Source organism: Colwellia sp. SU-HH00943, assembly GCF_057546125.1.
This window is the reverse complement of record NZ_BAAJLW010000001.1, coordinates 951,693-976,480: the sequence shown is the minus strand read 5'-3', so window position 1 is coordinate 976,480 and position 24,788 is coordinate 951,693. Positions and strand designations below refer to the sequence as shown.

Annotated in this window: 30 protein-coding genes; 16 read left to right on the top strand and 14 right to left on the bottom strand. The window is 37.7% G+C overall.

What is annotated here, in order from left to right:
• Nucleotides 1–8 precede the first annotated feature (8 nt).
• From AC27GZ_RS04280 to AC27GZ_RS04255, 6 genes are read right to left on the bottom strand one after another with little or no spacing between them, the layout of a single operon-like run.
• On the bottom strand, nt 9–1,382 hold the full coding sequence (locus AC27GZ_RS04280; protein WP_487093635.1) for an AMP-binding protein: 1,374 nt from the start codon (nt 1,380–1,382) through the stop codon (nt 9–11).
• Nucleotides 1,372–1,968, bottom strand: a complete 597-nt coding sequence (locus AC27GZ_RS04275; RefSeq protein ID WP_487093634.1) for a COG4648 family protein — start codon at nt 1,966–1,968, stop codon at nt 1,372–1,374. Before AC27GZ_RS04275 ends, AC27GZ_RS04280 begins: the two co-directional genes overlap by 11 nt.
• Nucleotides 1,969–1,996: 28 nt before the next feature.
• Entirely contained in the window at nt 1,997–2,248 is a 252-nt protein-coding gene (locus AC27GZ_RS04270; RefSeq protein ID WP_487093633.1) for an acyl carrier protein, read from the bottom strand.
• Between the two features lie 13 nt (nt 2,249–2,261).
• Nucleotides 2,262–2,513 (bottom strand): phosphopantetheine-binding protein, encoded by a 252-nt coding sequence (locus tag AC27GZ_RS04265; protein ID WP_487093632.1) that lies wholly within the window; start codon nt 2,511–2,513, stop codon nt 2,262–2,264.
• Nucleotides 2,506–3,276 (bottom strand): lysophospholipid acyltransferase family protein, encoded by a 771-nt coding sequence (locus AC27GZ_RS04260; protein WP_487093631.1) that lies wholly within the window; start codon nt 3,274–3,276, stop codon nt 2,506–2,508. Before AC27GZ_RS04260 ends, AC27GZ_RS04265 begins: the two co-directional genes overlap by 8 nt.
• On the bottom strand, nt 3,276–3,998 hold the full coding sequence (locus tag AC27GZ_RS04255; RefSeq protein ID WP_487093630.1) for a beta-ketoacyl synthase chain length factor: 723 nt from the start codon (nt 3,996–3,998) through the stop codon (nt 3,276–3,278). Before AC27GZ_RS04255 ends, AC27GZ_RS04260 begins: the two co-directional genes overlap by 1 nt.
• A gap of 102 nt (nt 3,999–4,100) precedes the next feature.
• Between AC27GZ_RS04255 and AC27GZ_RS04250 the strand changes: the two genes are divergently transcribed.
• Entirely contained in the window at nt 4,101–4,730 is a 630-nt protein-coding gene (locus AC27GZ_RS04250) for a 4'-phosphopantetheinyl transferase family protein (protein ID WP_487093629.1), read from the top strand.
• On the opposite strand, the gene AC27GZ_RS04245 is transcribed toward AC27GZ_RS04250, so the two are convergent.
• A complete protein-coding gene (locus tag AC27GZ_RS04245) occupies nt 4,727–5,116 on the bottom strand; it encodes a putative periplasmic lipoprotein (RefSeq protein ID WP_487093628.1) in 390 nt (129 codons plus the stop codon). The genes AC27GZ_RS04250 and AC27GZ_RS04245 overlap by 4 nt on opposite strands.
• A gap of 220 nt (nt 5,117–5,336) precedes the next feature.
• Here AC27GZ_RS04245 and AC27GZ_RS04240 point away from each other — a divergent pair, with 220 nt between their 5' ends.
• The 9 genes from AC27GZ_RS04240 to AC27GZ_RS04200 all read left to right on the top strand — a co-directional run bounded on the left by AC27GZ_RS04240 (nt 5,337) and on the right by AC27GZ_RS04200 (nt 14,212).
• Entirely contained in the window at nt 5,337–6,521 is a 1,185-nt protein-coding gene (locus AC27GZ_RS04240; RefSeq protein WP_487093627.1) for an acyl-CoA dehydrogenase, read from the top strand.
• Between the two features lie 223 nt (nt 6,522–6,744).
• Nucleotides 6,745–7,353 (top strand): energy transducer TonB, encoded by a 609-nt coding sequence (locus AC27GZ_RS04235; RefSeq protein WP_487093626.1) that lies wholly within the window; start codon nt 6,745–6,747, stop codon nt 7,351–7,353.
• 9 nt (nt 7,354–7,362) lie between these two features.
• On the top strand, nt 7,363–7,926 hold the full coding sequence (locus AC27GZ_RS04230; protein WP_487093625.1) for an RNA polymerase sigma factor: 564 nt from the start codon (nt 7,363–7,365) through the stop codon (nt 7,924–7,926).
• Nucleotides 7,923–8,630: an energy transducer TonB gene (locus tag AC27GZ_RS04225; protein ID WP_487093624.1), complete on the top strand. Its 708-nt coding sequence runs from the start codon at nt 7,923–7,925 to the stop codon at nt 8,628–8,630. The genes AC27GZ_RS04230 and AC27GZ_RS04225 overlap by 4 nt, the downstream gene beginning before the upstream one ends.
• A gap of 99 nt (nt 8,631–8,729) precedes the next feature.
• The gene (gene lexA / locus AC27GZ_RS04220) at nt 8,730–9,344 is read left to right on the top strand and encodes a transcriptional repressor LexA (protein ID WP_487093833.1); all 615 of its coding nucleotides are present in this window, start codon (nt 8,730–8,732) and stop codon (nt 9,342–9,344) included.
• 593 nt (nt 9,345–9,937) lie between these two features.
• Entirely contained in the window at nt 9,938–11,101 is a 1,164-nt protein-coding gene (coxB, locus tag AC27GZ_RS04215; RefSeq protein WP_487093623.1) for a cytochrome c oxidase subunit II, read from the top strand.
• Between the two features lie 3 nt (nt 11,102–11,104).
• Complete coding sequence (gene ctaD, locus AC27GZ_RS04210; protein ID WP_487093622.1) at nt 11,105–12,706, top strand: cytochrome c oxidase subunit I; 1,602 nt, start codon at nt 11,105–11,107, stop codon at nt 12,704–12,706.
• A 2-nt stretch (nt 12,707–12,708) separates the two neighbouring features.
• Nucleotides 12,709–13,278, top strand: a complete 570-nt coding sequence (locus tag AC27GZ_RS04205; RefSeq protein ID WP_487093621.1) for a cytochrome c oxidase assembly protein — start codon at nt 12,709–12,711, stop codon at nt 13,276–13,278.
• A gap of 49 nt (nt 13,279–13,327) precedes the next feature.
• The gene (locus tag AC27GZ_RS04200) at nt 13,328–14,212 is read left to right on the top strand and encodes a cytochrome c oxidase subunit 3 (protein WP_487093620.1); all 885 of its coding nucleotides are present in this window, start codon (nt 13,328–13,330) and stop codon (nt 14,210–14,212) included.
• Nucleotides 14,213–14,349: 137 nt separating this feature from the next.
• Here the strand turns inward: AC27GZ_RS04200 and AC27GZ_RS04195 are convergent, their stop codons facing one another.
• Nucleotides 14,350–14,562: a DUF2909 domain-containing protein gene (locus AC27GZ_RS04195; protein WP_487093619.1), complete on the bottom strand. Its 213-nt coding sequence runs from the start codon at nt 14,560–14,562 to the stop codon at nt 14,350–14,352.
• 47 nt (nt 14,563–14,609) lie between these two features.
• On the opposite strand from AC27GZ_RS04195, the gene AC27GZ_RS04190 reads away from it, so the two are divergent.
• From AC27GZ_RS04190 to AC27GZ_RS04170, 5 genes are read left to right on the top strand one after another with little or no spacing between them, the layout of a single operon-like run.
• A complete protein-coding gene (locus AC27GZ_RS04190) occupies nt 14,610–15,401 on the top strand; it encodes an SURF1 family protein (protein WP_487093618.1) in 792 nt (263 codons plus the stop codon).
• 1 nt (nt 15,402) lies between these two features.
• Entirely contained in the window at nt 15,403–15,996 is a 594-nt protein-coding gene (locus AC27GZ_RS04185) for a hypothetical protein (RefSeq protein WP_487093617.1), read from the top strand.
• Nucleotide 15,997: 1 nt separating this feature from the next.
• Nucleotides 15,998–17,005, top strand: a complete 1,008-nt coding sequence (locus AC27GZ_RS04180) for a COX15/CtaA family protein (protein WP_487093616.1) — start codon at nt 15,998–16,000, stop codon at nt 17,003–17,005.
• A gap of 14 nt (nt 17,006–17,019) precedes the next feature.
• The gene (gene cyoE / locus AC27GZ_RS04175) at nt 17,020–17,931 is read left to right on the top strand and encodes a heme o synthase (protein WP_487093615.1); all 912 of its coding nucleotides are present in this window, start codon (nt 17,020–17,022) and stop codon (nt 17,929–17,931) included.
• Between the two features lie 10 nt (nt 17,932–17,941).
• The gene (locus AC27GZ_RS04170; protein ID WP_487093614.1) at nt 17,942–18,562 is read left to right on the top strand and encodes an SCO family protein; all 621 of its coding nucleotides are present in this window, start codon (nt 17,942–17,944) and stop codon (nt 18,560–18,562) included.
• A 20-nt stretch (nt 18,563–18,582) separates the two neighbouring features.
• On the opposite strand, the gene AC27GZ_RS04165 is transcribed toward AC27GZ_RS04170, so the two are convergent.
• From AC27GZ_RS04165 to nfuA, 5 genes are all read right to left on the bottom strand, one after another.
• Nucleotides 18,583–19,647: a polysaccharide deacetylase family protein gene (locus AC27GZ_RS04165; protein WP_487093613.1), complete on the bottom strand. Its 1,065-nt coding sequence runs from the start codon at nt 19,645–19,647 to the stop codon at nt 18,583–18,585.
• Between the two features lie 134 nt (nt 19,648–19,781).
• A complete protein-coding gene (locus AC27GZ_RS04160; RefSeq protein WP_487093612.1) occupies nt 19,782–20,021 on the bottom strand; it encodes a hypothetical protein in 240 nt (79 codons plus the stop codon).
• A 78-nt stretch (nt 20,022–20,099) separates the two neighbouring features.
• Nucleotides 20,100–20,456, bottom strand: coding sequence for a VanZ family protein (locus tag AC27GZ_RS04155; RefSeq protein ID WP_487093611.1), 357 nt, complete (start codon nt 20,454–20,456; stop codon nt 20,100–20,102).
• Between the two features lie 5 nt (nt 20,457–20,461).
• Nucleotides 20,462–20,713 (bottom strand): hypothetical protein, encoded by a 252-nt coding sequence (locus tag AC27GZ_RS04150; protein ID WP_487093610.1) that lies wholly within the window; start codon nt 20,711–20,713, stop codon nt 20,462–20,464.
• Nucleotides 20,714–20,752: 39 nt separating this feature from the next.
• Nucleotides 20,753–21,331: a Fe-S biogenesis protein NfuA gene (nfuA, locus tag AC27GZ_RS04145; RefSeq protein ID WP_487093609.1), complete on the bottom strand. Its 579-nt coding sequence runs from the start codon at nt 21,329–21,331 to the stop codon at nt 20,753–20,755.
• Nucleotides 21,332–21,497: 166 nt separating this feature from the next.
• Between nfuA and AC27GZ_RS04140 the strand changes: the two genes are divergently transcribed.
• Nucleotides 21,498–24,062: a M14 family zinc carboxypeptidase gene (locus AC27GZ_RS04140; protein WP_487093608.1), complete on the top strand. Its 2,565-nt coding sequence runs from the start codon at nt 21,498–21,500 to the stop codon at nt 24,060–24,062.
• A gap of 3 nt (nt 24,063–24,065) precedes the next feature.
• Here the strand turns inward: AC27GZ_RS04140 and AC27GZ_RS04135 are convergent, their stop codons facing one another.
• On the bottom strand, nt 24,066–24,788 hold the full coding sequence (locus AC27GZ_RS04135; protein ID WP_487093607.1) for a ComF family protein: 723 nt from the start codon (nt 24,786–24,788) through the stop codon (nt 24,066–24,068).

The window sequence follows — 24,788 nt, the reverse complement described above, 5'->3', positions numbered from 1 at the left end:
TTGTTGCTCTAATTAAAAAGATTGACTAAAGAGGCTTTTATTAACTTACCTTGGCTATTATAAGGAAGTTGTCGCTCAAAGCGCCACTTTCTTGGAAATAATGACGCTTCAAATGTTTTTGTTAATACTTGTTTACACTCCTGTATTAACCGTTTTTTTTCTGTGACATTTGTAGGTAATAACTGTTGGTTTGCTAAAGCGATAACGGCCACTAAAGCGGGCTTTTTGTCTTCCTTATTTAAGGTAAAACAATGACAAGCACTGATTTGCGGTAAGCTTATTAATAGCGTTTCCATTTCATCTAAGGATAACCGTTTTTCGTGTAATTTAATAATGCGATCTACACGTCCAAGTAAGTTGAAAAATCGCCCGTTAAGCTCAACCCTATCATCCGTTTTGTAGTTTTCACCTTTAGCCAGAAAAGATGATTCAAGCACTAGGGTGTCGTCCGTCGCTACCTTTGCATTATGTCCCGGAAATAATTGCCATTGTGCATTGTTAACTTGTTGACGCCAACCAATGCCACCTGTTTCTGTACTGCCATAAATTTCAGTAATGGTTTGCTGATTGTGATCAGCGTAGTCTTGGGCAATTTGAGTCGCTAAAGGTCCGCCGGATGAAAATATCTCTACGATTTCTTGGGAAGCATGTTTTGAAAGTTGTTTACTCGTGCGTGCTAAATAGCTAGGGCTTGAAACTAGTACCAGTTTGCTATTAGTTTGGCAGTAATGCTCTACTTGCTCTGGGTATTCAATGGTTTCACAAATGATTTTTTTGTTACTCAGTACAGGCCATATCAATTTAAACAACAAGCCGTAGATGTGTTTATGGGTCACTGTAGAGAGTATGCAGCTATGGTGAAAGGGGAACATGGCTTGCAAACTTTCTACTTCATTAGCAAGTTGATACCAATATTTTTTAATGGCTTTTGCTTCACCTGTTGAGCCTGAGGTGAACAAGGTAATACAGGTCTCGGCGTTAATGGCTAAAGGGGCATTGGCGACATCACTTGCTTGGCTGTGCTGCTGTTTAAAGTGAGGAATAATTTTTTTCTGTTCAGTCTGCTCACTCTGCTCACTCTGCTCAATACTGCCAATACTGCCAATACTGATATCAGCAAAATGCGCAGCTTGTTGAATACGTTCATGCTGATTACTTTGTGCTAAAACGATATTTTTGTTTGCCAGTAATAAGGCAAAGAAATAAATACTAAACTGATAAAAGTCGTCTTCGTAAAGTAGCCAGTTAGTTTCACTATATTGGTTGATTTCATTTGCTAACGTCAGGCAAGTGTTGGCCCATGTTTGTCCTGAAATTTTTTCATTTCCTGACAAAAACTCACTTTGGTTGTTTATCGGAAATGTGTAAGCATTAATTGTCATTGCGCTTTTGTACCTTCAATCTGACCAAATACTCCCCAACAAATAATATTGCAATTAACATATACGCTATTAAACCATTATACAGTGTCCAAGTTTGCAAGCTGGTATAGAGCGCTGTATAGCACGAGATTAAGCCATTAATAATGAAAAATCCTAACCAAACTTTAGTGACTTGACGGGTATATAGCACGGCATGTGGCGGTAACTCAGCTTGTGTTAATCGTGCAAGGCGTTCTATCACAGGAGGAGGAGTAAATAATGAGTAGGCAAAAATCAACGCTAGCGCGCTATTTATGATCACCGGGTAAAACAATAGACCGATATTTTCAGCAAAAATAAAACTAAAGAGTAACAGTAATATTACAATGAAAGAGATAATTTTATTCGCGCTTGAGCTTAATAAGTCTTTATTCTTATCATTTACTAAGATGCTTTTTTGCAATATGAAAAGTCGCGCTGAAAAGAGTAATAATAATACGAAACTAACCCAACGTACTGAAAATTCAGTTAAGCCATAGAACACTACAACAGGATAGAGTAGCGTCACTATCGCTACCATGGCTTTTATAACAAAAACGTTTCGCATTATTAATTATGATTGCAGCTTTACTAAATTATGCTGCTTTAGAAAGTGCAACTAACGCGTTAACAATATCTTCAACGGTACGTACTTGTTTGAAAGATTCAGGGGCTATTTTTTTACCTGTGATTTCACGTAATCGAACGACCAAATCAACAGCATCAATACTATCTAAATCTAATTCTTGATATATTTCCGCTTCTAAGGTGATATCTTCCGCTGGAATTTCAAATTCATCAACCAATAATTCGGTTAACATTGATAATATTTCTTCTTTACTTTGCATGGTGTTCTCAATACTAATGTTGTTCGATAAATTGAACTAGGTTGTTTATAGAATAAAAGTGTTCTTTGGTTTTTTCTGAGTTTGCTTCAATTTTTACATCGAAAGTTTTCTTTATTGCCAAACCTAGCTCTAGCGCATCTATAGAGTCTAAACCTAAGCCTTCTCCGAATAAAGGCTCGTCATCAATAATATCTTCTGGAGATATATCTTCTAAATCTAGTGTTTCTATAATCAACGTTTTTAACACTGTTTTTGTATCAGTCATTTAATCCTAGTTCCTTACTAAAATACTCTTGTGTATCACGAGTTAATGCTCGCACGGCCAATGATGGGTTGGCTTGATTAAAATAGTGGCTGTTATCAATCTCAGCATGTGGTGTGAGGGTAATAACAAATTTTTTATTTGGCACATTATACCATGATTCTTTTTTAGTTAATGTACTTGGTTCAACAGAAATAAATATCGGAAGATAATTGGCTTGGCAGCGTACGGCAATATTTGCAGCACCTCGTTTAAATGTGAGTGGTTTACCAGCAACACTACGGGTTCCTTCTGGAAAAACAACAATGTTGCAGCCAGATGCTAGGCTTTGATTGCAATCTTCAAATAATTGCTCGGCGTTGGTATTATCTATATAGCCTACGCGTTTTACCACGCCTCTTAGGAATGGGTTCTTAAATAGTTCAGATTTCACTACACAATCAGCATTGGGTAAGTAGGCAATGATTAATACTACATCAATGAGTGAAGGGTGATTGGCAATGACAATATGGCTTTGTATATGTTTGAGCTTTTCAATGTTATTTAACTTTACATTCATGACGCCAAGCAGTTTCATCAAGCTAATAAACATAAAGAAAGAACGATGAATGGTGTATCTCGCGACTTTTTTTCGTTGTGTTTTATTGCGAATAAATAACGTTTGTAAAGGAAAAATAATGGATGAAATAACAAGTGCCCCAATACCAAATGTTGTAAAACAAAGGCCTGTGGCAAACACGCGCCATAAATAATTCATCTTGTGCATTACTTAAAGCCTAATGATACTTGGTAGTTTTTACTTTGTAACAAGCTATCATTTTGCAAATAAAGTAGACGAATAAACTCAACACTAATGTCGGTTTGTTGATTGTTAGTCCGTTGGGAAGGCACTAAAGAAAGGTTGATTTCAGCTAAACTATTATGTGTGTGCTCACTCGTCAGTATTAAGGTGATACAACGCGCAGGCATAGGTGGTTCAAATTCACGATATTCATTGGGAACATCAAAGTCACAAAAGGTATATATAACAGGTGTGTTGCTGTTCTGGCATTGCATAGAGGCTTCCACAAGGCCTTCTAAAAAGGTATTGCTACCGGCACTAATGGTAGTGGTAGCAGCTGTATTTTCAGTGTTGATGCTAAATAAGCCTGAAGTGGCATTGTGTACAGATAAAGCAAATTGAGTAGGTGATAAATCTTCGTCTAAGGCAGCGGCTTTTATCAGCTGTACCGTTTTTGCTAAATCACCATGCTGTGATGCAAATATTAGCGGTAAATTCATTGTAAGTGCTTGCGGGATATCCAAACAATGTAAAGCAACTTTGCTAAATGGGCTCAGTCTTCTTAGCTGACCTTTGGGGTAATATAGCGGTTTTGGCGGAGTAAACTCTACTGGCAGATTTTTATCGCCTTGTGCCCATAAGGTCAGTTCTTGTTGGGTGTCTAATCCTTGTAGCCAGACATTAAAATTATCTATATAAACTTTCATTGTTATTCGGTATTGTGTGGAGCGTAATTTGTCAGGCTATTTTTTACAATACTTTAACAAAGTACCTATTATTCTACAAACTAATGCCCATAGATTAGCGTAATGATGATCAAGTACAATTTAAATAGATTTTCTAGGTTGAATCGACAACTCTATGTTGCTGAGCTTATCGCACTTGATAAAGCTGAGCTTGTATATGAAGACTATTTAAGTACTGAAGAGCTCGTAATATTTGCAAAGCGGAAGCACAAACACGCCGAATTCTTTTTTTCTCGATTTATTATTAAGAAAGTAGCAGGTCTTAGTGAGGACGAAGCAAAGTGTTACACGGTAAAATATTGTCAAGAGCATAATAGCGCGGGCATTTTTCTAGAAAACAAGCTTATTCAAAAACTTTCTTTAAGCCATAGCGGTCAGTATGTGGCGTTTAGTTTTTGTGCCTTAGATGAAGTTATTGGTGTTGATATAGAGTTGGTTAATCAAAGAAATGTTAAGCGGCTAACAGAAGCGTTTTTTAGTCAAAGTGATCAACTACGCATTGATGAAGCGGAACATCCCAAAGAAACTTTCTACCAGTTATGGACAGAAAAAGAGGCGGTTACTAAATTAGTAAACGCCTCAGTTTTTAATTCACTGGCTATATCTTCCGCGAGATTGCATGAGAAGTATTGCCTCAAAACTATATTCAGGGATGATTACGTGGTTTCAATCGCCACTGATAAAGATTGTTAGTCTTTATAACTTTCTTCAATTAAGCCTGATTGGATTAATCTATCAATATTAATTATCCAATTATTGTAGTTTCTGTGAATAGTATTCTTTTGCATATTATATTTTAGGTTTGTACTGTCGATATAATGAATTGAGTACTGGTTAGTATCAAAATTTATCTCAATTTTTGCAGTATGAGTACGTATTACTAGCTCAGCTAAAATATGACCTTCTTTTTTATCTTGAACTTTCCAACCCTTTTGAACTAGGGCTTTTACAATTATCTTCTCTACTTGTTTTGTAGAAATGCCAGCAGGAACAGTTGAACTTTCCACATTATAAACTGGGGTTGATTTACAGGCTGCTAGCGTAAAAATAGAAAGTAAAACAAATAATATTTTTTTCATGTGTATCCTTGCTTGTGAAAACATTGTTAATTTAATCAGGCAGGATTATAAGCTTATTTATAATTTAACTACTAGTTTTATTAGTTGCACACCAGTATTCAGTATCATAATTTCATGAATGGCTATTTTCATAATTTCAATCAAATTGTCAAATGTCAGCTTGAGCTATCATTAGGTTCAATAAGTCAGTAAAGGTGACATTGCAGATAAGGGGTAAATCGTGACGAATTCAGTATTAAGCAATTGGGATGACATTCTTTTATTACATGATCAGTTAACTGAAGATGAACGAATGATTAAAGATATGGCGCATTCATTTTGCCAAGAAGAGCTGATGCCCGGTATTCTAATGGCAAATCGTGAAGAGCATTTCGACGCCAATATTATGCGAAAGTTTGGTGAAGTAGGCTTATTGGGCGCAACCATTGATGGTTATAATTGTTCAGGTATAAATTATGTCAGTTATGGGCTAGTTGCTCGTGAAGTAGAGCGAGTTGATAGTGGTTATCGTAGTGCCATGAGTGTGCAATCTTCGTTAGTAATGCACCCTATTCATAAGTTTGGTACTGATGAGCAAAAAGAGAAATATTTACCCAAACTTGCCACAGGAGAATACATAGGGTGTTTCGGTTTAACTGAGCCGGATTCAGGCTCAGATCCCGCAAGTATGAAAACAAGCGCGAAAAAAGTATCGGGGGGGTATCAATTAAACGGTACTAAAATGTGGATTACCAACTCGCCTATTGCTGATGTGTTTGTAGTTTGGGCAAAAAATGAAGCGGAAAATAACCAAATTTGTGGTTTTATCTTAGAAAAAGGCTTGGCAGGGCTAACTGCGCCTAAAATTGAAGGGAAAATGTCTCTTCGTTCATCGATCACCGGTGAAATAGTGATGGACAATGTTTTTGTGCCTGAAGAGAATATGTTCCCAGATGTGAGAGGCTTAAAAGGCCCATTTAGTTGTTTGAATATGGCACGTTATGGTATCTCTTGGGGGGCTTTAGGTGCTGCGGAATACTGCTGGCATGCTGCTCGCCAGTATGGTTTAGATCGAAAGCAATTTAAGCGGCCTTTAGCGCAAACACAGTTGTTTCAAACAAAACTCGCCAATATGCAAACTGAAATCGCTTTAGGTTTACAAGCATCACTTCGTGTTGGCCGTATTATTGACACTGGTGTTTGGGATCCGGCCATGATTTCATTAGTAAAACGTAATAACTGCGGCAAGTCTTTAGATATTGCCCGCATGTCTCGTGATATGCATGGTGGTAACGGTATCGCGGATGAATTTCATGTTATTCGACATATGATAAATTTGGAAACGGTCAACACCTATGAAGGCACTTATGATATTCACGGCTTAATATTAGGGCGTGCTCAAACAGGACTGCAGGCGTTTTTCTAGAAGCAAAGAGCTTACTACAAAAAATACTTATTTAAGGTGCTTTTTATAACTCAAATTGTTTAGAAATGTATTCAAACTTTTTAGGCTTATTATTTCTGCCTTGAATAAGCAAAAATTTCATAAAAAATTTAACCCCAAATTAATCTTGTCTACGTTTACTGTATAAGCAAGTTAAAAATTTGCTGTTTGAGTACGGTTTAATTCTTACGAATGAGGGGTATTTATGAAGAGATTAATTTCGATTATTTTGTTAGCAAGTACAACGACTTTTGGATTATTCGCTTTTATGGCATTTTTAATTTCGAGTGATCAGGTAAATCTTATTGAACCTGATGCAGTTCCTGTTGTTGAAGTTTTTCAAACACCAGAAGATTCAAAAGTGGAAGAGAAGCCAAAGCCTCAATTAGAACCACCTAAACCTCCTCCTGTTATGCCTAGCAATAAGGTGGAATTGAGTGAGGCGACACTTGATAATGTTTTAAACTATCAATCTACAGGTTTTGAAATGGAAGAAACAGACACTGTAATTTCACCAATGAATAATATATCTAATGGAGAAGCTAGGCCAATAGTAAGGGTTAACCCAAAATATCCAATCGACGCTGTTCGTAATGGAATTGAAGGTTGGGTGGTTTTGGCTTTTGATATTAGTGCCATTGGTGAAGTTGTGAATATTAAAGTTTTAGACTCTGAACCTAAGCGTATTTTTGATAAAGAAGCAAAGCGAGCTCTAAAAAAATGGAAATATCGTGCTAAATCAGTTGATGGTAAACAAGTAGCACAGTATAACTTTACCGTACAACTAGACTTTAATATGTCGAAAAGTATTTAAGGTGTGTATTTGAAGTTACCGTCAATGATTAAGGGCTGGTTAAACCCTACTATTAGCCCTGAAAAATTATTGAGTCAATATTACTCTACTGGTAATAGCCACTTTCTAACCTTGCTAGTAGAGCAATTTAATGTATCAATTTATCATTATTTATTGTCATTATCTGATAAAGAGGTTGCTGAAGATGTTCTGCAATCAACTTGGCTTAAGGTTATGAATGCTAATAAGGCAAGTCAATATACTAATGTGAAAAGTTGGCTATTTACCATTGCGCGAAATACCTTAATTGATGAACTTCGTCGGCAACAGAAGTGGCAATGGCAAGAGTTAACGGATGAATTGTTGGAAATTGAACAATTAGAACATTCACTCTCGGAGCAAGATCGACTTAGCAGTTTTAATGAGGCAATAAAACAATTACCTTTTTATCAAAAGGAAGCCTTTATTTTTCAGCAGGAAGGGTTTTCAGTAATAGAGATATGCCAATTAGTGGATGAAAATTTCGAAACGGTTAAAAGCCGATTGCGTTATGCACGTAAACATATAAAAGCCGCTTTAGGATCTAAGTTATGAGCGAAGAGAAGTTTGATAAAGAAGTTTCACAGCTTTATCAACAAAGAAAAAGTGAAATTAGTGCTCCTTCTGTGAGTATGCACTTAAATACTAAAAGTCGAGATCAGAAATTTAGTTTTACAAAGTGGATATCTATTATTCTTTTAGGTGGTAGTGCTTCCTTTGGTATTTTGGCTATAATCGGCCAACTTGCAACTGAGCCTCAGTCATACCGTAATCAAGTAAACACAACTCATACCGTAAATGTAAAGAAAGATAAACAAGATGAAACTACTGAAGAAGTTATCCATGTAAGAAAACCTTTACCACCGACACCTCAACCTCTAGACAAGGAAACGCCTCAAGCAACACCTCCTCGAATACCCAGTTTTACAAATGAGAATACAACATTACAAATAAGCAGGCCGGAAATTCAGTTTATTAGCATTGCTAAAATAAAAGAGCCAAAGCTATTACTTGAACCGATGTTTAAAGTTATGCCTAAGTTTTCAGTAAAAGCGAGGAGAGAAAATGAAGCAGGTGAGATTCGATTACGTTATCGAGTATCGCCTAGTGGAGAAGTTCAGGGAATTAATGTGGTTTCTAGTAACGTTGGACGTGAGTTGAAAAGTTCGGCAGTAAAAGCTCTTTCTCAATGGCGTTATTCGCCAAGTGATCATTATGAAGCATATTATGAAATAATTTTTGATTTTAATACTTACTAGTAAACTCTTGCGTTTCTTAAAAGGCTGTATATACTAACAGTTGTAAATAAATACAGGACTTTGCCGAGAAAGGAAAAGCATATGTCAGCTATAAACGAACTGAAGCCTTTAACGAATCGCCAACAACAGATTTTTGATCTGATCAAAGAAGCGATTAATGATACGGGTATGCCGCCTACACGTGCTGAAATTGCAGAATTTTTTGGTTTTAAATCAGCTAATGCTGCTGAAGAGCATTTAAAAGCTTTAGCTAAAAAAGGTTATATTGAAATGCTGCCAGGCACGTCGCGAGGCATTCGATTAGCTGAGGAATTGATCGAAGAAGAGGGCTTGCCTTTGATTGGTCGAGTTGCTGCGGGTGAGCCAATTTTAGCGGAAGAACATGTTGAAGATCATTATCAAATGGATGGTAATTTATTCCATCCTGCAGCGGATTATTTACTGCGAGTTAATGGTGAAAGTATGCAGGATATCGGTATATTAGATGGTGACTTATTAGCCGTTCACCAAACGACTGATGTGCAAAATGGCCAAGTTGTGGTTGCCCGTGTTGAAAATGATGTGACGGTGAAACGTTTTAAACGTGAAGGGAATGTTGTTTATTTACATGCTGAAAATGAAGCATTCTCTCCGATAAAAGTTGATCTTACTTGCCAAGAATTCAATATTGAAGGCATCGCTGTTGGCATTATCCGTAACGGTAGCTGGATGTAATTATTAGAAATATTGCGTTAAAGTTTATCTTTTTACAACAAGTCTATAAATGAGCGACGGTGATAAAATAATTCGTCGCTTAACTTTCCTTTGTTAAATCTCATCTCTTCTCTGTATAACAAATAACCATAGTTTGGTTGTTATTTGATCAAAAGTGAAAATTTATTATTTTACCTGTGTCAAATTGTCACATCCTATCCCTGTAGGGCTTAAGCTTAAGCTTAGAGTTCTTACTCTATTGAAATTACTAGTGTTTATTTTTTTATACGCAAAATATTGTTTGACCTAGATCAAGTTTTGAGTGATTCTAGAGCAGTAATCGAACAAAAAATAACTGTATAAAAACAATAAGACGTTAGCGTGCTTTCGGTAACTAAATTTCATAGTAAGTCTATCTTTAGCTAAAGAAATTACAGCTCGGCGTCAGTTAATTTACTAAAAATATAATAACAAAATTAACAGATAATCAGTTTGATGAGTTGTGATGTACAAAACTGCATTTCTGTTTTCTATTTTTTATATCCTGTTTTAAGCGAGGAAAAGTCCTGACACTGTTCTTCACCTTGAATGGGTAATAATAGAGGAGAGGTTGAGTGAAAAGAAGTATCCAACGTTGGTTGTTGGGAGGGGGACTTTGGTTTGGTAGTCTGCTTTCTTGTACAGCTTGGGCAGATTCACAGTTAAATCTGACTAAAGGGGTTACAGCAGTTAGTAAAGAAGTGTATGACTTACACATGCTTGCACTTTATATTTGTACTGCTATTGGTGTCATAGTGTTTGGTGCCATGTTCTGGTCAATGGTGTTTCATCGTAAATCAAAAGGCGCTAAAGCTGCAGATTTTCATGAAAGTACAAAAGTTGAAATACTTTGGACCGCAATTCCTATCATTATTCTTATAGCCATGGCCGTTCCGGCTACCAGTACATTGATTGATATGGAAAATAATGACAATTCTGATATTACCGTGCAAGTAACGGGTTCTCAATGGAAGTGGCATTATAAGTACTTTGATCAAGATATTGAGTATTTTTCAGTATTATCAACACCACGTGAAGAATATGAAAATCAAAACGGTACCTTTGGTGGTACGGGCTCAAGTAAGAATGAAAATTACTTACTTGAAGTAGATAAACCGCTCGTTATTCCAGTGAACAAAAAAGTACGTTTTTTAATTACTTCTGATGATGTTATTCACTCTTGGTGGGTTCCTGCTTTTGCAGTGAAACAAGATGCTAACCCAGGCTTTATAAATGAAGCATGGACTAAAGTTGATGTGCCAGGCATTTATCGCGGTCAATGTGCTGAGCTATGTGGTAAAGATCACGGCTACATGCCTATTGTTGTTGAAGTTAAATCTGAAGAAGATTACGCACTATGGATTAATGAGCAAAAAGCGTTAGTTGCACAAGCAGCTGATGCAGAGAAAGCCTCGTTAAGCGCATCAATGTCAAAAGAAGAATTGATGGAACTTGGAGAGTCAATCTATATGGCTCATTGTGCGGCATGTCATCAACCGACAGGTTTAGGATTACCACCAACATTCCCTGCACTTAAAGGAAGCCCTGTTGCTACGCAAGGCAGTATCGCTGAGCATATTAAGTTAATACAAGATGGTAAAGGCATGATGCCACCATTTGGTAAACAGTTGAGTTTAGCTGAAGTCGCTGCTGTTGTTACCTACGAGCGTAATGCTTGGGGAAATGATACGGGTGATTTAGTTCAAAGTTCAGATGTTAAAGCGGCAAGCGGGGAGTAAAACATGACAACAGATACGATAAATGAATCGCTTGATGACGCGCATAACGATGATCATCATGACCACAAAATGACAGGTTTAAAACGTTGGTTATATACCACCAACCATAAAGATATAGGTACGTTATATTTATGGTTCTCTTTTATTATGCTCTTAGTAGGCGGTGCACTAGCTATGGTGATCCGTGCTGAGCTATTTCAGCCTGGTTTACAAATAGTTGAGCCTGACTTTTTTAATCAGTTAACTACAGTTCATGGTTTGATCATGGTCTTTGGCGCGATAATGCCAGCGTTCACTGGTTTTGCAAACTGGATGCTACCTATGATGATAGGTGCTCCAGATATGGCATTACCACGTATGAATAACTGGAGTTTTTGGATACTTCCGTTTGCATTTGCCATCCTACTTTCTTCTTTCTTTATGGAAAGTGGTGCACCAAACTATGGTTGGACATTTTACGCACCGTTATCAACCACCTATTCTAATGGTAGTACCGCATTCTTTGTTTTTGCAGTGCATATCATGGGTATTTCTTCAATCATGGGGGCTATCAACATTGTTGTTACTATCATGAATTTACGTGCTCCTGGCATGACCTACATGAAGATGCCTTTGTTTGTGTGGACCTTTTTCATCACAGCTTATTTATTGATTGCCGTAATGCCGGTGCTAGCCGGTGTGGTCACCATGCTTTTAACTGATACTTATTTCGGTACCAGCTTTTTCGATGCCGCAGGTGGTGGTGATCCAGTGATGTTCCAACATATATTTTGGTTCTTTGGTCACCCCGAAGTTTACATTATGATATTGCCGGCTTTTGGCATTGTTTCAACAATCATTCCGGCATTTGCACGTAAAAAGCTATTTGGTTATAGCTCGATGGTGTATGCCACAGCGTCTATTGCATTATTATCGTTTATTGTTTGGGCGCACCATATGTTTACCACAGGTATGCCGCTATTTGGGGAGTTATTCTTCATGTATTGCACTATGCTCATTGCGGTGCCAACTGGCGTGAAGGTTTTTAACTGGGTTGCAACGATGTGGCGTGGTTCAATGACCTTTGAAATGCCGATGATGTTCTCTATAGCTTTTGTCATCTTATTCACTATTGGTGGTTTTTCTGGATTGATGTTGGCGTTAACACCGGTTGATTTTCAATATCACGATACTTACTTTGTTGTAGCGCATTTTCACTATGTACTGGTAACAGGCTCGCTATTCTCTATTTATGCGGGTGCATACTATTGGCTGCCAAAATGGACAGGTCACATGTACAGTGAAACATTGTCAAAATGGCACTTTTGGTGTTCGTTAATTTCAGTGAATTTATTGTTCTTCCCTATGCATTTCTTAGGGCTAGCCGGTATGCCACGTCGTATTCCTGACTATGCTTTACAGTTCGCAGACTTTAATAAATGGGTCAGTATTGGTGGTTTTGCTTTTGGTTTATCACAGTTAATTTTCTTAGCGGTGGTTATCAAGTGTATTAAAGGTGGAGAGAAAGCACCTGCTAAACCATGGGAAGGTGCTGAAGGTTTAGAGTGGACTGTAGCAAGTCCAGCACCGTATCACACGTTTAGTACACCACCGAAGGTTGATTAATCATGGAAAAAGGTACAGAGCAAGAGACTAATCAAGTAGTGAAAGCACAAGACAACACACGCGTGACGAAAAAACTCGTGCTTGTAGTCTTTGCTATGTTTGGATTTGGTTTTGCTTTAGTACCTTTATATGACGTGTTTTGTGATATTACTGGCTTGAATGGTAAAACAAATACTTCAGCTGCCACTTATAATGATGATGGCATAGATATGTCTCGTACCGTTAAAGTGCAGTTTATTACCCGTAATGCTAAGGGAGTTCCTTGGCAATTTGAACCGACAATAAATGAGATTGAGGTTCATCCGGGAGAAATGAAATTTGTTAATTTTTATGCAAAAAATGAATCGAAGCGTGAAATTGTTGGGCAAGCAGTACCATCAGTGTCACCAGGGTTAGCTGCAAATTATTTTCAAAAAATAGAATGTTTTTGTTTTACCCAACAACCATTGCAAGCTGGTGAAGACGTTGAAATGGGGCTGCAATTTTATGTGGACAGAGAGTTACCACCTGAAATTACTACACTAACTTTGTCATATACTTTGTATGACATTAGCGAAAAAGTTGATTCGTAGTTAAAGCCTAACGCTTAATAAATCTCTTGATAAGAAAGAGGAAACAAGAATGACAACAAAAGAATACGAAAGTTATTATGTGCCGGCGCAAAGTCACTGGCCAATTGTTGGTGCCATTGCACTCTTTATGATTGCTGTTGGCGCAGCAAACTATGTTAGTGATATAAAAAATAATGTCAGTGGTTTTGGTGGTTATTTATTACTGGCGGGTATTGCACTGATTATTTATATGGTTGTTGGTTGGTTTAGTAATGTAATCAATGAATCTATGTCTGGTAAGTATAGCCACCAGATGGATAACTCATTCAGACAAGGCATGAGTTGGTTTATTTTTTCTGAAGTGATGTTTTTTGCGGCTTTCTTTGGTGCGCTTTTTTATGCGCGTGTTTTTGCGGTGCCTTGGTTAGATGGTGCTGGAAATAATGCTGAAACGGCGGCAGTTTTATGGCCAGAGTTTACCGCGAGTTGGCCATTGATTAAGACACCTGATGGAACTGAAACAACTGCTATGGGTTGGTATGGTCTACCATTACTTAATACCATTTTATTATTAACGTCATCAATTACCGCGCATTTTGCTCATGTAGCGTTAGAGCAAAATAAACGACCGCAACTAAAAGTTTGGTTAGGTATTACGATACTTCTAGGTGTTACTTTTATGTACTTTCAAGTACAAGAGTATGCGCATGGCTATTCTGAAGAAATGCAGCTGTATTTAACCAGTGGTATTTACGGTAATACGTTTTATATGTTGACGGGTTTTCACGGTATGCATGTAACACTCGGCTGTATTATGCTGATTGTGATGTTTTTTAGGGTGTTGAAGGGGCATTTTACCCCAGATAATCACTTTGCCTTTCAAGCGGCAAGTTGGTACTGGCATTTTGTTGATGTGGTGTGGGTTTTACTATTTGTCTTCGTCTACATCCTTTAATAGTTTCTTGCTTCGGTAAACACACTATAGCTTCATCGAAGGTACTCATTGACTAGCGTCAACTCCGTGCCTTCTCTTTGCTCTAGTAAGTTTATCTTTGCAAAAACATATTAAAGTGAGAAATATTTATAACTAAATTAATAAGGTCGTGGGTTTGGGGTGATTAAGCCGGTTAATATACCTATTAATAATAAAACGACAATGGCGACAGAGAAGATTAATCGGCGCCCAATATATTTACTCATGGGCGGCTGCTCTGGCTCGGGCTTTTTATTCATTAGCCATAAAGCACGAAATAGGTTGTAAATCATAAAGAATAGTAGCGTCACAATAACTATTTTAAAAAGCATATATTCAATATCCTAAGTGTTAACTTGTTGTAAGGATTTTCTTCTTCATGCCAAATTGCCAATCACCGACTGCTCAAAAGCAGGGCAAAAGTTTATTCAATAAGTACACAATATTTTGGTTTTTACTCACTGTGCTTGTTTTTTCAGCATTAGTAAAGCTTGGACTTTGGCAAAGTGCTCGCGCAGTAGAAAAAGAGCAGCGACTTTTACAAATTGAAAAATTAGCTTCACAGCAAGCTTTATCATTAGCGCAGGTGGTAACACTGGCCAATAAACAAAGTAGCTACGCAGCCGTAAATGACTATCCGGTTTATATCAAGGGTCGTTTTAACCAAGAACAAGTGTTTTTATTAGACAACCAAGTGAATAACGGGCGTTTAGGGTATCGGGTTTATCAGGTAGCTGAAACAGAGAGTAATGCCGTTTTGGTTAACCTAGGCTGGGTAAAAGGCTCAGTAAATCGTCAGGAATTACCCGATATAGTGGCTTTAAAAGGTGATAATGCATTTAATGGTCATGTGCGTATTATTGAGTCTGGCGTGCTATTACAAGAACAAGTGTTTGAGCAAGTAACTTGGCCTTTAAGAGTTCAGCAAATTGAATTGGATAAATTTTCAACATTAATTGGTCGCAAGCTATTGCCCTTTGTTGTTTATTTAGATAAAAATGAAGCACTGGGTTTTGAAAAAAACTGGCAACCAATAGTAATGCCTCCCGAGAAACATCGCGGCTATGCTTTTCAATGGTTCAGCTTAGCGTTAGCGTGGTTAATACTGATGCTTTGGGCAAAGTTTGGCTCAAAGTTAAAACATAATAAAAATAGAAGTAAGGTAACCTAGTATGAGTTCAGTACCTGATGAAAATCTTATTGAAGCGCCCCCGATAACACAGAAAAAAAATCGTCGAAGTTTATTATTAATAATTATTGTTTTTGCCTTACCTATTTTGTTGGCTAAATTTGCATTAGATGGACAGTGGTTGGCAACTGGCGTTACGAACAAAGGTACCTTATTAAACAATGAATTAACCTTAACTAAGTTAGGGATCGACAAACCGGAATTTAATCAACAGTGGCTGATACTTTACCACTTGCCAATAACATGTGATCTTGAGTGCGAAAAGACCATGGAGGTTGTGCATAATACTTATGTTGCTTTGGGTAAAGAAATGCCCCGAATCACCCCTGTAGCAATCTATCAAAGTCCATTTTCTGAAGAGCAAAGCCAACAATTAGCTAAAAGCCAATGGCAGTTAGTGACTATGTCGTTAGCTAATTCGCAACTATTAGAAGCTTCTCAGGTATATATTGTTGACCCACTTGGTAACATTTTCTTAAGTCATACTGTCCCAGAAGATAATGAGCAACTATCGCTTTTTGGTAAGCAAATTATGACTGATATGAAGAAGTTATTAAAATACTCTAAGGTGGGATAATATGATTGAGCATAGTAATTACACCATTAGAAGACTGGTTTTTGTCAGTATTTTATTGGCTTTGGTCGTTGTCAGCTTAGGGGCTTACACACGGTTAACGCATGCGGGATTAGGTTGCCCAGATTGGCCCACTTGTTATGGTTTAATAGATGTTCCTGAAACCGCAGAGCAAATAGCGATTGCAGAGCAAGCATACCCTGACAGTAAAGTAGAGCCAGAAAAAGCGTGGAATGAAATGATCCACCGCTATTTTGCCGGTGCACTTGGTTTACTCATTTTGGCCATTGCTATTTTGTCTTTTAAACAACGTAGTCAAGGGACTCCTTTACGACTGCCCTTACTGATTTTAGCGGTTGTAATATTTCAAGCAATACTAGGTATGTGGACTGTTACCATGAAACTGATGCCTATTGTTGTTATGGCACACCTAATTGGTGGTTTTACCACTTTATCGTTATTGTTTTTATTGCATTTACGACTAAAACCACATCGAATCAATCAAGGCGATTGGCATGTCAAAAAATATGGTCGATATGGCTTGATTGGTATTGTGATATTGAGCATTCAAATCGCGCTAGGTGGCTGGACGTCGGCTAATTATGCCGCGTTAAGCTGTGTTGAGTTACCAATTTGCCAATCTGGCTGGCAAGAGCAATTAACTTTTGAGCGATCGTTTGATCTAGTGCCACCTGAACGTGAAACCTATGAATATGGTCATTTAACCCATTATGAAAGGGTGACAATTCATGTTGTACATAGATTTGGCGCCATCATTACTACTTTGTATTTAGCCTGGCTGTTGGTAATGATTTATATAAAAGCACAAACTAAAATCTTTAGAACCTCAGCACTTATTGTTGCTTTTGCACTGGTAACGCAGGTTATTTTAGGCATTAGTAATATTTGGTTTTCACTGCCCTTGTCTGTTGCGGTAGGGCATAACATTGTCGCAGCTTGTTTAATGCTGACGTTAATTGCGCTAACTTACCGACTACGTCGTAAAATTTAGTAGGAATAATGAATATGAGTAAAGTAATTGTCGATACTAAAACGTCTGCTATCAGTTTTTCTAAATGGAAGGCTTATTACGATATAACGAAACCAAGAGTGGTAGCTTTGTTAGTACTTACTGCTGTGGTAGGTATGAGTTTGTCGGTACCTGGAGGCTTACCATGGCAAGTATTTATTCCAGCAATGTTAGGCATTGCTTTGTTATCGTCGGCCGCTGCAGCCATTAACCATATCGTTGATGAAAAAATTGACGCTATTATGGGCAGAACTCATCAAAGGCCATTACCAGAAGGGCGAATTTCAGCTAATAATGCCATAGTTTTTGCTACTACTATTGCGCTTTTGGGCTTTGTTATTTTATTTACCTTAGTCAACCCACTCACCGCTTATTTAACTCTGTCAGGTCTCGTAGGTTATAGCTTTATTTATACGTTATATTTGAAGCGCGCGACGCCACAAAATATTACTATCGGTGGCTTAGCGGGAGCTATTCCGCCGTTACTTGGCTGGACCGCCATGACTAATGAAATCCACCCTCATGCGCTATTGCTGGTACTGTTAATATTTACTTGGACTCCTCCTCATTTTTGGGCGTTAGCAATCCATCGTAAAAATGATTATGCCAAAGTTAATATACCTATGTTGCCCGTCACTCATGGCGTGAATTTTACTAAAACACAAATTTTGCTGTATACAGTTTTGTTGTTTGTTGTTGGCTTATTACCTTACCTCGTAGGTATGAGTAACTGGCTTTATTTAATTGGCGCTATTGCGCTGAATTTAATGTTCTTTGCTTATGCGTGGAAGTTAAAGTTTAATGCGGATGAAAATACCGCTATGGATACCTTTAAGTTTTCAATTATCCATTTGATGTTGTTATTTATTATATTATTACTCGACCATTACTTGTTACCTGTAGGATAAAATAAAGTTTATGAAGAAGTACTTTATATATATTGGTGGAGCTCTTGCTGCCATCATTGGCGCGGTGACTTTTCAACATGTCACTAAACTGCCTACACCAGACTATGCACTTTACTATCAAGAGCCCAGAAAGATAAAACCGTTTGAACTAACACAGCACAACAGTCAGGCATTTACCAATCAACAACTTAAAGGTAAGTGGTCAATAGTCTTTTTTGGCTACACTTCTTGTCCTGATGTTTGCCCTACTACATTACAAAATCTTGGCTTTATTTATGATGACTTGAAAGATATAACTGATAATAGCCAAGTGCTGTTAGTGAGCGTTGATCCTAAGCGAGATAGTGTTGAAAAGCTCAGTCAGTATATTGCTTACTTTAATAAAGAGTTTATTGCTTTACGCGGTGAGCATGGGGCTCTTTTTCCTTTTGCACGTAATTTAGGTTTAATGTACGCCATTAGCTCAGAAGAAGAAGGCTATTTGGTTGATCATAGCGCATCGTTAGTTTTAATTAATCCTAATGGAGATATAGCTGCTATTTTCAAACCTGAACAGGAAGTTGGTCAAGTGCCTAGTATTGATAGTGATAAATTGGTGAGCGACTATCAAAAAATAGTCGCTCTATATTAGTTTTTTATTTAGAACTTTAGTTACAAGGGATACCACTCTCCACCTTCTTTTAAAATAAACCAAGGCTTAGAGTACCAATAGTAGTGTCCAGGTTGGCTAATACTAGCGGCGGTACAGTTACAGCGAACACGACCTAACGGTAAATCATCACTGAAGGTTATTGTAAAAGTATCTTCTCCTTGCCATTGTATTTTTTGCTTACCAAGGCCTGAGATATAACAGTTAAGTTGTGATTTATAAAAGTCACCTGTTTCCACGGTGAAAGTCACTTTTTTAGCTTGTTTATGCTCAAAAATTGTTTCGGCTTGCTCGCCATGCAATTGGATATTGAAAGGCAGCGAATTGAGTTTATCTCTCAAACTGGAAATTTTATCGTAGGGCATTGAAGCTGGGAAGCGAGGAATACTGCTTAAATCGGTTTGAGGGCCAACCGCCCCTGATTGCTGAGAAAAGCCGATAAAATTATTAGCTTTTACCCACTCTTGTATTCTTGGATCATATTCGCCGTAAGGGTATGCATAATAACGCCAAGTCTGGCCAGTTTTTTCTTTGATTATCGATTCAGCTTTTAACAATAGTTCGGTTTGTTTCGATAGCCATTGTTCCTGTGTTAAGCCATCAGTGATTCGAGTCATAGAGTCATGCTCAAAGCCATGATTGGCAATAATTACCCCTTCATCTGCCATCGCTTTTAACTGAGCCCAAGATAGGTAATGGGAGTTCTTTCTTGACTCATTTCTATCAATGATTCCGGGGTTAACGTAAATAGTGTACGGGTAGTTGAACTTATCAAGAATTGGCTTTGCTTGAGTGAGCACATCTATATAGGCGTCATCAAACGTGATAGCAACGGTTTTACTTTTGAGGGGTTGCTGTGATTTGATATCGTCAATAATGTTGGATAACGGGACAACATTAAATTGATTATCTTTTAAGTACTGTAAATGCACTTCAAATTGTTTTGGGGTGATGCTGGTGCTTTTAGGCGTGCTATCACTGACATGATGATACTGTAGAATGACTGCTGCAAAACCCGTTATTTGAACGAAATAAAGTAGTAAAACTAGTAAAGCTTGTTTCATCATGGTTGCTCGTTGGAAATTGAATGATTTAAAATAGCGCTTTTTTTATAAATTGCCTAGCAATAAGAAGCAAATTTACGAAAAATAACCGATATAGATCAATGACTCACGTTCTTGATGAACTAAAGTCACAAAAATTAATCTTGATCGGGCTTTAAATTAGGAATACTTGCATTACCTAAGGTGCTCAATACGATACCGATTGCAAAGCAGATAAAGGTAATAGCGCCCATCGCGGCTTTATATTCTTCCGTGACATCGCCACTGTAAATAAGGGTAATAATTACGCCTATTGCAGCACAAACGAAGCTAAATTTAGCCAATACGGCAATAATTTTCTGCCAACGATGTTTAGGGTGGTGTTTAGGTGCTTCCATAACAATTGCCAATTTTAAAAATGTAGCACCAGTATAGCTGCTGAAAAGTTGTTTGCTTTGATAGGTGTCAAACTTAGCTTAGTTTTTTCTGAATCTTAATTTAAACCTTAATAATAACTCGGCAATTATCCAGCCACATAAAAGCCCTATAATATTGGCTGCCATATCAAGCCACTCACCATAACGATTGACATAGGGTTGTATAAGCTCGATGGCACCACTAAAAACAATAAATCCAGCAAGTATTGTGTAGTAATGTTTTGGCTTTCTTAACACGGTTGGCAGTGCCAATGCAGCGTATGCAATAAAGTGATGAGTTTTATCTGTACCAGGGACTTTAGGTAGCTGCGCAGCAGGCCAAAGCGATAATGTTGCTATACTTAACAGTATCAATAAAGTGATCTGCAACCAATATTTTTGAATGAAAAGTATCATGTAATTTAGGGTAAGTTATTCGGTTTATGATTATTGAGAATATTAAACCAGCGGTTTGAAAAAATACCTATGTAACCCCAAGCTGCCGTGATACAACCTACACCAAGTATGAGTAAGCCAGCAACTTGCCATAGGTGATGATAAAAATAACCTAAGCATATAAACGTTACTCCCAATACAAAAAGGGCAAGACCTCGTAAGAAGATAGATAAACTACGCTTGGGATCTTGTCCTAATTTAGCAAGTAATGTGTTCATAGCGGTTATTTACTACGCTAATACTTATTGAGCTTAGGTTTAATAGTAAGAGTGTTCGCCGCGTTGATGTTCGGTAGCATCTTTCACGCCTTTAATTTCATCACCCATGATTTCTGTTAGCTGTCTTTCAATACCGTCTTTTACGGTCACATCAATTTGACTACAACCATTACAGCCGCCACCAAACTGAAGTACAGCATAGCCATCGTCAGTAATTTCAACCAATGTACATTCACCACCATGACCTGCTAATTGTGGGTTCACTTCTGTTTGTAAGAAGTAATGCACTCGTTCAAATAAAGGTGCATCATCCGCGACTTTACGTAATTTTGCGTTTGGCGCTTTTAGCGTTAATTGCGAGCCCATTTGATCCGTTACAAAGTCAATTTCGGCTTCTTCTAAAAAGCTTTTGCTGTCTTCATCGACCATGGCAGAAAAACCTTCAAAAGGTAATTCAATATCGCCTGGCTCTACAGCATCGGCTGGACAATAAGAAACACCGCACTCAGCTTTAGGGGTTCCAGGATTAACGACAAATACACGAATGTGTGTGCCTTCTGCTTGCTGTGAAAGGAGTTTAACAAAATGTTCTTGGGCGGTTGGTGATATAGTGATCATAATATTAAAACTCTCTTACTGGTTAACGCATTTTTCCGAAATAGGACATGATATACTTGAGTGATTTACTCAAGTATGGGTATTTTACTCTGCAATCTTACGATGTGCTAATGATTTTTATGCTTTTATTTGCTATTTTAAACAAGCTTAATATAAGGAAAGCTTCATGTTTGCTATTCGTAGTTTAATTATTTTTTGTGTTTTTATTACCTCGTTTTTTATTCAAGCCCTGCCAGTACAAGATTACCTTCCTAAGGAGGCTAGTTTTGATCAAACTATTTCTGTGCCGGAAAAAACCCTAGGCTTTGAAATAGGGCAGCGGCATATACGTTATGACCAATTACAGCAATATTTTAAGCGCTTAGAGCAAGAAGCTGCGCGGGTTAAACTCACCACTATTGGCAAAACAGAGCAGCAACGGGATCAATTCTTAGTTACAATTTCTAGCCCAGACAATTTAGCTAATTTAGATAGCTTACTGAAAAAAAGACATATTCCATTAGCGAATAAGAGCAAGGAAGAGCCTTTAGTTATTTGGCTTGGTTACAGTGTTCATGGTGATGAAATCACCGGTGCTAATGCGGCAATGGTTGTCGCTTATTATTTAGCGGCGAGTGAAGAAACCGCAATTAAAACCATGCTCGAAGATACCATCATAGTATTAGAGCCTATTATTAACCCCGATGGTATGGATAGGTTTGCGAACTGGGCTAGCACGTATCGTAATGCAGCCGACAACATCGATCCTAACCATATAGAACATCATCAATCATGGGTAACGGGAAGAACTAACCATTATTGGTTCGATTTAAATCGTGATTGGCTACTACTTTCACAACAAGAAACGCGTAATAGGTTACCTTACTTTCATCAATATCAACCTAATATCTTAGGTGATTACCATGAGATGGGCTCTAACAGCAGTTATTTTTTCCAACCAGGTGTTCCGAGCAGAACTCACCCGTTAACGCCGAAACAAAATATTGTCTTAACGAACAAGATGGCCAAGTTTCATGCTAGTGCTTTAGATCAGGCTCAACGCTTGTATTACAGCCAAGAGCATTTTGATGACTTCTTTTATGGGAAAGGATCTACCTATCCTGATATTAACGGCAGCGTAGGCATTTTATTTGAGCAAGCTAGCTCAAGAGGGATGCAAGTTAAAGCAACTAACGGTGTAATTACCTTAGAGTTTGGTATTCAAAATCATGTGCTTACTTCACTCTCTACCATTGAAGGCGCATGGCAAAATAGAGATATGTTGAAAAACCATCGACATGATTTTTATCAACAGGCATTAAAACAAGCAAAAAAACAAAAAATTGAAGGTTACCTGATTACTGAGCGTAAAGATCAATATCGTTTAAATGCCTTATTGAGTAAATTATCTCAACATCAAATTAAAGCTTACCCACTGACAGAAGACTTTAAGTTTAAAGGTAAGACTTACCCTGAGCAGCATAGCTATTTTATCCCGTTAGTACAGACACAATACACGTTAATCCAAGCGTTGTTTAACCAAGAAACCAATTTTAAAGATAATACTTTTTATGATGTTTCTGGCTGGACAATGCCACTAGCGATGAATATTCACTTTAAAGCACTTGATAGCTCATGGGGATTAAAAGTCTCTGATATTGCATGGTCTGCCAGTGAAGCCACTGGCGTAGTTAATAAGAAACCAGAGCAATCGCATTATGCATATGCGTTTGAATGGCATCACTTTTTAGCGCCTAAATTGCTAAACCAGTTGTTGGCCAATGATATCAAAGCCAAGGTAGCAACAGGTGGCTTTGTAACGCAAGTTAATGGTGAAAAACGCACCTTTGCCGCGGGCACTATAATGATCCCAGCTGGTATTCAAACTGAACCAGATTGGCAAAAGAAGTTGTATGAGCTCAGTAATAATAATGCATTGCCATTATTTCCATTAACAACAGGTTTAACCGCTCAAGGTATTGATTTAGGGAGTAGTTCGTTTAAATTATTAACTCAACCTAAAATTTTACTGGTTGGCGGTTTAGGAATTTCCCAGTATGAAGCAGGTGAAATTAGACATTATTTTGATGGCACCTTGTCAATCCCTATCAGTGTTATAGAGCATAGTCGTCTCGCAAAAATTGATTTAAATGAATACAGCCATGTAATACTTGTTGATGGAAATTACACCTATATCAGTGATAAAAATACTGAAAAATTTAAAGCTTGGGTGAAGCAAGGTGGTGTGGTTATCGCGCAAAAACGAGCGGCTAAGTGGCTCTCTCAGGAAGATATTCTATCAGTAAATTTTGTCAGTAAAGAGCAAATTGAGCAATTGTTTGATAGCGAGCAATTAGCGTATAAAGATAAAGAAAGTTTTGCTGCTAGAAAGCGTATTGCAGGAGCAATATTCAAAACAGATCTTGATACCTCTCACCCGTTAGCATTTGGCTATCAAAACAATACGTTGCCGTTATTTCGTAATAGTACTTTAATTATGGAAACAGAGCAGCAGCCCTTTATCACCTTAGCTAAATATCATGCTAAGCCTTTATTAAGCGGCTATACCGATAAAAACTTAGTGAACCGTTTAGCGCACAACGCTGCAATTGTTGCTCATAATTACGGAAAAGGTCGAGTGATCGCGAGTAGTGATGTGTTGGCATTTCGAGGTTTCTGGTTAGGTAGTGTTAAGTTATTAGCAAACAGTGTATTTTTTGCGAAAGCTTTTAGTGCTTCACCAACGAATTAGTTATTAACTGTTAGGTAAGGTTAAGCAAACCGTAACTAAAGTAACGGTTTCAATACCTGTTTGTTTTAACACCTCACTGATTGCACTGGCTGTACTACCTGTTGTAACTACGTCGTCAATTAAAATCACATGCTTTACATGATCTGGCATCGCTTGGTTTAATGCAAAGGTGTTAGCTAAACTTTTACGCCGTTGAGTACCGGTTTTCCCAACTTGGCTAGCATTCTTCTTCAGGCGTTTTAAAGCCGATGCGTGATAAGGTAGCTGTAGATTTTTGGCAAAATACTTCGCCAGTAAATGTGCTTGGTTGTAACCTCTGCTTTGCCACTTTTGATGATGTAAAGGCACACTTAACACCAGATCTACTTTTGGTTGTGTTTGATGTTGGTGTACAGTTTGCCATTGCTCAGTAAGCAGGGTTGATAAAATGTTGGCGAGTTCGAACCTATTATTATATTTGAATTGAACTAACCAATGATTAAAGGGCGGTAAATAAGGCGCTAAGCAAAATAAACGATCGAAACTGACTTTCGGTAAAGCTCGGTTAATGGCTGGCCAATTAAGTAAATCATTTTGTACTATTTCATGCTGAAAAAGTGGTAAATCATGTAAACATGATGAGCACAACAGTGGGTACTTTTCAGTATTATTGCCACATAAATCACATTGCCCGAGCCGCAGCAATAATTGCCGATAATAGTGCAGAATCCTTTCTTGCCATTCCAT

Coding starts and splice junctions, on each gene's coding strand:
- AC27GZ_RS04160 (WP_487093612.1), bottom strand. CDS start 20,021: ATGGAAGCACCTAAACACCACCCTAAACATCGTTGGCAGAAAATTATT.
- AC27GZ_RS04170 (WP_487093614.1), top strand. CDS start 17,942: ATGAAGAAGTACTTTATATATATTGGTGGAGCTCTTGCTGCCATCATT.
- AC27GZ_RS04225 (WP_487093624.1), top strand. CDS start 7,923: ATGAGCGAAGAGAAGTTTGATAAAGAAGTTTCACAGCTTTATCAACAA.
- AC27GZ_RS04190 (WP_487093618.1), top strand. CDS start 14,610: ATGCCAAATTGCCAATCACCGACTGCTCAAAAGCAGGGCAAAAGTTTA.
- AC27GZ_RS04180 (WP_487093616.1), top strand. CDS start 15,998: ATGATTGAGCATAGTAATTACACCATTAGAAGACTGGTTTTTGTCAGT.
- AC27GZ_RS04270 (WP_487093633.1), bottom strand. CDS start 2,248: ATGCAAAGTAAAGAAGAAATATTATCAATGTTAACCGAATTATTGGTT.
- AC27GZ_RS04265 (WP_487093632.1), bottom strand. CDS start 2,513: ATGACTGATACAAAAACAGTGTTAAAAACGTTGATTATAGAAACACTA.
- ctaD (WP_487093622.1), top strand. CDS start 11,105: ATGACAACAGATACGATAAATGAATCGCTTGATGACGCGCATAACGAT.
- AC27GZ_RS04165 (WP_487093613.1), bottom strand. CDS start 19,647: ATGATGAAACAAGCTTTACTAGTTTTACTACTTTATTTCGTTCAAATA.
- AC27GZ_RS04200 (WP_487093620.1), top strand. CDS start 13,328: ATGACAACAAAAGAATACGAAAGTTATTATGTGCCGGCGCAAAGTCAC.
- AC27GZ_RS04150 (WP_487093610.1), bottom strand. CDS start 20,713: ATGAACACATTACTTGCTAAATTAGGACAAGATCCCAAGCGTAGTTTA.
- AC27GZ_RS04260 (WP_487093631.1), bottom strand. CDS start 3,276: ATGCACAAGATGAATTATTTATGGCGCGTGTTTGCCACAGGCCTTTGT.
- AC27GZ_RS04195 (WP_487093619.1), bottom strand. CDS start 14,562: ATGCTTTTTAAAATAGTTATTGTGACGCTACTATTCTTTATGATTTAC.
- AC27GZ_RS04280 (WP_487093635.1), bottom strand. CDS start 1,382: ATGACAATTAATGCTTACACATTTCCGATAAACAACCAAAGTGAGTTT.
- AC27GZ_RS04255 (WP_487093630.1), bottom strand. CDS start 3,998: ATGAAAGTTTATATAGATAATTTTAATGTCTGGCTACAAGGATTAGAC.
- AC27GZ_RS04185 (WP_487093617.1), top strand. CDS start 15,403: ATGAGTTCAGTACCTGATGAAAATCTTATTGAAGCGCCCCCGATAACA.
- AC27GZ_RS04235 (WP_487093626.1), top strand. CDS start 6,745: ATGAAGAGATTAATTTCGATTATTTTGTTAGCAAGTACAACGACTTTT.
- AC27GZ_RS04135 (WP_487093607.1), bottom strand. CDS start 24,788: ATGGAATGGCAAGAAAGGATTCTGCACTATTATCGGCAATTATTGCTG.
- AC27GZ_RS04205 (WP_487093621.1), top strand. CDS start 12,709: ATGGAAAAAGGTACAGAGCAAGAGACTAATCAAGTAGTGAAAGCACAA.
- AC27GZ_RS04140 (WP_487093608.1), top strand. CDS start 21,498: ATGTTTGCTATTCGTAGTTTAATTATTTTTTGTGTTTTTATTACCTCG.
- AC27GZ_RS04245 (WP_487093628.1), bottom strand. CDS start 5,116: ATGAAAAAAATATTATTTGTTTTACTTTCTATTTTTACGCTAGCAGCC.
- nfuA (WP_487093609.1), bottom strand. CDS start 21,331: ATGATCACTATATCACCAACCGCCCAAGAACATTTTGTTAAACTCCTT.
- AC27GZ_RS04250 (WP_487093629.1), top strand. CDS start 4,101: ATGATGATCAAGTACAATTTAAATAGATTTTCTAGGTTGAATCGACAA.
- AC27GZ_RS04275 (WP_487093634.1), bottom strand. CDS start 1,968: ATGCGAAACGTTTTTGTTATAAAAGCCATGGTAGCGATAGTGACGCTA.
- AC27GZ_RS04155 (WP_487093611.1), bottom strand. CDS start 20,456: ATGATACTTTTCATTCAAAAATATTGGTTGCAGATCACTTTATTGATA.
- cyoE (WP_487093615.1), top strand. CDS start 17,020: ATGAGTAAAGTAATTGTCGATACTAAAACGTCTGCTATCAGTTTTTCT.